The sequence below is a fragment of the Sporosarcina sp. P20a genome (assembly GCF_002743175.1).
In the GTDB taxonomy this organism is placed as follows: Bacteria; Bacillota; Bacilli; order Bacillales_A; family Planococcaceae; genus Sporosarcina.
The window spans coordinates 1-5,079 of the sequence record NZ_PDYT01000041.1 but is presented as its reverse complement, the minus strand read 5'-3'; the positions used below and the strand labels follow the sequence as shown (position 1 = coordinate 5,079).

Sequence of the window (5,079 nt, the reverse complement as noted above, 5' to 3'; positions counted from 1 at the left end):
TAACCGAAGTTGTATTACGTGGAATATGTTTGATAGCTCTCCAGCTAAAAAATATTTTTCACTCATCTAAAAAGCTCGATAAACCTTGTCACTATCGTCTGTTCAAGAGGGAGTACGTCATGACGGAGTTAAGCAAGAAGTATTCATTCTCCTTCTGGGAAAAGATCGACGCTACACATAGTGCGGTTCGTTTTTGTACAAGCTGGTCTACAAAGAAAGAACATGTGGATAAGTTCGTGAACGATTTACACCGCCTATGTATTACTACCTAATACTGTCTGGTTGGTGTTGAATTACGGCTGATAGTAAATCAGGCCCCACTTCTACTAGGAGAGGTTTGTTTATGAATATGGATGAACTAGTAATTTTAGGACTCACTTTAGCGAATGTAGGATTTTTATTGCTCATTCTAGGACAAGCCAGACAAATTAAAGTATTGAAGGCAGAGAATCACAGATTGCGTCCAGTCGAAAGTCAGAATGAATTGATCACTGATGCGCAAGAAAAATTAAAAACTCTCGGTGTCGTAAAAACGGTGAAGTACTTGAGGGAATTTAAAGGCATGTCGATGGTAGATGCCAAACGACTTGTGGATACTATTAAAGAATAACTACTCGTGATTTTTGCCATGTAAGAAGGCTAGATTTTAAGTGAATATCTATTATTATACGTTTCACTTTCATTAAGCGAAGTAGTTATTCTAGTGGAATTTGATGCTACAGGATGCTTATCTTTGGCTCTGTTGGCAATTCACGTTGGATGCGAGACCTTACCAGTTTTTTTGGTGGGGTCTCTTTTTGTGTTTATATGGCATCCTAGAAAGTGAAAATAGGGAAGGCAGATGAAGCGATTTCAGCATGGCAATTGCCGGTGATGCTGTTTTGGCGCTACTTATGCTTGTTATATGGGCTGTAACTGGAAGTGAAGCACTACTCTTACAAATGTAACGCTAGTAGTTGTACTAAACAGAATACGACCTGATAGCATTACATAAACTACAAGCTGACTATATACGGATACGTCTTCTCACTGCTTATATGAAGGTGAACGTCTAGTCTTTTATGGAAAACATAATGAAGTGGATGAAATTTCCAAAGCCCATGGTAGATTACCAAACCATATGAGTAAGCACATCCGCTTCTATTTGCTTTCAATCTGGAAGGGGATCTTATTTATTTTACCGACTTGGCACTTTTTAAGGATAAATACCATGCGCCGAACGTAAAGTAGATTGACGATGAATAAACATCTGGTATCCTCACTTGCATAGCGACGAAGTCATTTTTCCCAAAAAGGAGCCTTTACATGAACCTCATTCAAGGACTAATCAGCTTCATCTTGCACATTGATGAGCATCTGGTCGATATCATTCAAATATTTGACGGCTGGTCGTATGTCATCTTATTTCTAATCGTTTTTATTGAAACTGGGGTAGTGATATTTCCATTTCTACCTGGGGATTCCCTGCTTTTCGCAGGCGGTGCATTTGCGGCTCTAGATGCTTTTAATATTTGGTTCATTGTCGCCGTTTTCTTCGTTGCTGCCGTTCTGGGCGATACAGTGAACTACCATATTGGTCGTAAAGTGGGGATGTCCATTTCTCCTAACAGTTTCCTGGGGAAAGTCATAAACCAAAAGAAAATGAAAGCTGCCGAGGCGTTCTTTAATACGCATGGCGGGAAAACCATCCTGATTGCTCGCTTTATGCCGTTTGTTCGGACATTCGCTCCGTTCGTTGCAGGCGCGAGCCGCATGAATTACCGGTACTTTGCTTTCTATAATGTCGTTGGAGCGGCATTTTGGGTAGGTATATGCACCATGTTGGGGTATTTATTCGGCAATATTCCTATTATTAAAGAAAACTTTTCCACGGTATTGCTTGTGATTATCTTTTTATCTGTCTTCCCTGCGTTATTTGGTATTATGAAAAGTAAATTCAGCAGTAAAGCTGAGCGGTGAGAAGAATCAGTCGTTTTATACTGAAATCATGTCGACAAATACCTATACGTTCGTAGTTAATTGACATATAAGCCGATTCGTTTTAAAGTGAACCTATAGAATTATACGAACACTTCCGTTAAGGGGAGTAGCTATTACAGTAAAAGTCGTCAATACAGGATGTGAATCCTCGGCTCTACTGGCAACTTACGTTGTTTGCGAGACCTTACCAATTATTTGGTGAGGTCTCTTTTAGTTTTAGCAGAGACATCAAAGCCACTAATTGGTTTTGATGTCTCTTTTTTATTTTTTTAAACTACTGGAGGTTACATTTTGAGTATGTATCAGGAACTTGTACATTCCATTGTCATAAATAAAAAGAATCGTCTGGTGGACTTCCATCCATCTTTGCAGCTCGTCGGAACAGGGAGAAGTGCGTTTGTTTTCCGAGTCAAATGCTCGAACAAGGCAATTAAAGTATTCTTTCCTAATTCCGTGTACATCGCGAAGGAAGAAGCCGAGATTTATCACACACTCAAAGATATTCACTATTTTCCACATATTTATGAAACGGGTGCGAATTACGTAGTGATGGATTACGTCGAAGGGGATACACTTTTTGATTGTATGACGAATGGGCGAGTCATTACAGACGCTCATATTACAGAAATTGATTACGCATTATCGCTAGCAGCCGATACAGGTTTAAATCCTTCCGATATTCATTTGCGCAATATATTTATTACACCTGATGATCAAGTGAGACTGATCGACGTGGCGCGATATAGACAGAAAAAGGACTGCAAGCAGTGGAGCAATCTAAAAAAAGCCCATCGACAATTTTATCGAAAACGATTCTTTTGGAAGAAAGTCCCGAGCACGTTCTTGAATATTGTGGCGTTCTTGTATAAAAGGGGACTCATACCATCCTATCGGTTATGAAGGATGCATACACTAACGAGTTTTAGTGTGTAATAAAAAAAGGGACCGAATTCACAATGGATTCGGTCCTTTTATATATTCAATAGGTGACCCAGCTTAATCCCGTCGTTCCTTCACCAGCATGCACGGCCACACAAACGCTCAGTGAAACAACTCGAACATGTACTGTCGGAAATTCTTTCAGTAGTTCGTTCTTCCATATGTTAGCGTCCTTTGGATTATGGCAATGAATAACCGCTACTTCTGGCACAGAACCTTTCTCCATATCGGTACGGAGTAGGGAAGTAACATGTTTTTTGCCCGCTTCATGGATCGCACTTTTTCTGTCATCACGGCTTTTCCGTTCTCAAAACTAATGAGAACTTTTATATTCAGCAAATTACTTAAAAATGCTTGTGTTCCTGATACCCTACCGCTTTTATGCAGTTGGCCTAGACCGCCTGGGATAAACGATAACTTAGAATTTGAAGTCATAGCAGTAAGGGCTTCCACGACTTCTTCGGGTCCTTTACCTTCTGCAAACAGTTCATTCCCCATCTCAATCATTTTGAGCATCGGAAATGAACCGATTTTCGAATCAATAGGATACACAGGGAAGTCTGTCATCTTTGCTGCAGATTGGGCGCTTTCAAATGTACCTGAAAGTCCACTGGATAAATGCACAGCAATCGCAAAGTCATATCCTTCTGCCTGTAGTTTTTCATATAACGAAGTCATCTCACCAATGGTAGGTTGGGAGGTTTTAGGTGAACCTTTAGCTGCCCGTAATTTATCGTAAAACTCATCTTTTGTGAGATCTAGTGATTCTCTATAGCATCGATCTTCAAACACTATGCCAAGGGGAAGTACAGATACACGATGTTGTTGAATGAAAGCCTCGTCTAATTGCGCTGCCGAATCCGTAATCCAAGCTATTTTCTTCATTAATAAATTTCTCCTCAAACTATAAATTTCGTATATGGACTAACAAACATCTATTCATAACGTACACTACGGATTGGCCAAGACCTAGTGACAGTTGTCATATCTTGTCGAATTATAGTGTGTGCAGTCATAAATTGAACATATGTTTAAGAGGAGAATGAATGAAAGTGTAGGGATTAACGGAGGGACTTACAGACGTGGTTTGTGGTGAGTTTAATTTACCCTCTGGCTGAAGAAAAAAGTAACTGTCAGGTAATAACGGGTTCGGTACATGAGGAGAAAAAGATAGAAGGCATGACATATGGGGAGGCAATTCATACATGATTTGGTTTCCCTGAAGAATATTTTGAATTAATTGAAAACGCCGAAGGGAACAAAGTACTTTGTGCTAAAATAGATTATAAGAGAACGGTTTATTAAACAAATGGGTCAGGTTTGTTCAAAAATAAATATGGGAAGGAGGTCTTTTGTGAGAGTTATATGTTTTCCATTATTATCATCAGTTGGGACAATGGCTCTATTATATTCGATTGGGAATGTATTTAATTTATCTCTTCTTAGGTTTTCATTTGCTCTAAATGAACCGGTAGAGAATGGGTTGATTCTTAATGCAAATATTGCAATACTTCCTTTTGCTATCGGCTTAATGGTTGGATTTATTGTGCAACGTATAGTTAAAGTCAGAAACAAACGACTTACAACAATGATAAGGTAGAGATAAAATGAATGATGAAAGTGGAAAAAATAAGTTCAGATTTTTTGATGGTGTTATTTCATTAATGGGCCATTTAATTTTGATGTAAAGAGTAGGTTGTGATTTTTTGGAAGATAAAGAAACCGAATTACCTTGGTATTTAAAGAAAACACCTTTTTTGACAATTGCTTTTTGTTTTGCACCATTAGCTTATATTCTCGTCCTCTTAAATTGGAATCGCGTGGATAAAGAAACAAAGGGAGACCGCTTTTTTGTGGCGTCTATACTATTTTTGATATTCTCCATAGGTTTTATGCCAAGTAACTTTTTAAGCATTTCGCTTGCGATTGGTGTAGTTCTCTTTCTTTGTTCTGCTACTTATGTTGTTTTATCAAGAAAACAGTAATTCATCAATCGGGGCGATTGTGGAAGAAGCTTATTCGTAGTCGCTTAGTTGATCGGAGCGGAAGCCGGCGACTCCCTCTTGAACAGACGATAGTGACAAGGTTTATCGAGCTTTTTAGATGAGTGAAAAATATTTTTTAGCTGGAGAGCTATCAAACATATTCCACGTAATACAA

At 38.8% G+C, this 5,079-nt stretch carries 4 protein-coding genes and 2 pseudogenes; 5 read left to right on the top strand and 1 reads right to left on the bottom strand.

Features of this window, described 5'->3' with window-relative positions:
• The 4 genes and pseudogenes from CSV72_RS17095 to CSV72_RS16315 all read left to right on the top strand — a co-directional run.
• A pseudogene (locus tag CSV72_RS17095) lies at positions 1-272 on the top strand (hypothetical protein); the annotation flags it as partial.
• A 71-nt stretch (positions 273-343) separates the two neighbouring features.
• On the top strand, positions 344-610 hold the full coding sequence (locus CSV72_RS16325) for a hypothetical protein (protein WP_099679217.1): 267 nt from the start codon (positions 344-346) through the stop codon (positions 608-610).
• A 695-nt stretch (positions 611-1,305) separates the two neighbouring features.
• Positions 1,306-1,959 (top strand): VTT domain-containing protein, encoded by a 654-nt coding sequence (locus CSV72_RS16320; RefSeq protein WP_099679216.1) that lies wholly within the window; start codon positions 1,306-1,308, stop codon positions 1,957-1,959.
• A gap of 318 nt (positions 1,960-2,277) precedes the next feature.
• Positions 2,278-2,880 (top strand): serine/threonine protein kinase, encoded by a 603-nt coding sequence (locus tag CSV72_RS16315; RefSeq protein WP_099679218.1) that lies wholly within the window; start codon positions 2,278-2,280, stop codon positions 2,878-2,880.
• A 79-nt stretch (positions 2,881-2,959) separates the two neighbouring features.
• Here the strand turns inward: CSV72_RS16315 and CSV72_RS16310 are convergent.
• A pseudogene (locus CSV72_RS16310) lies at positions 2,960-3,804 on the bottom strand (DegV family protein).
• Positions 3,805-4,625: 821 nt separating this feature from the next.
• Here CSV72_RS16310 and CSV72_RS16300 point away from each other — a divergent pair.
• Positions 4,626-4,904, top strand: a complete 279-nt coding sequence (locus CSV72_RS16300) for a hypothetical protein (protein WP_099679214.1) — start codon at positions 4,626-4,628, stop codon at positions 4,902-4,904.
• Positions 4,905-5,079 lie beyond the last annotated feature (175 nt).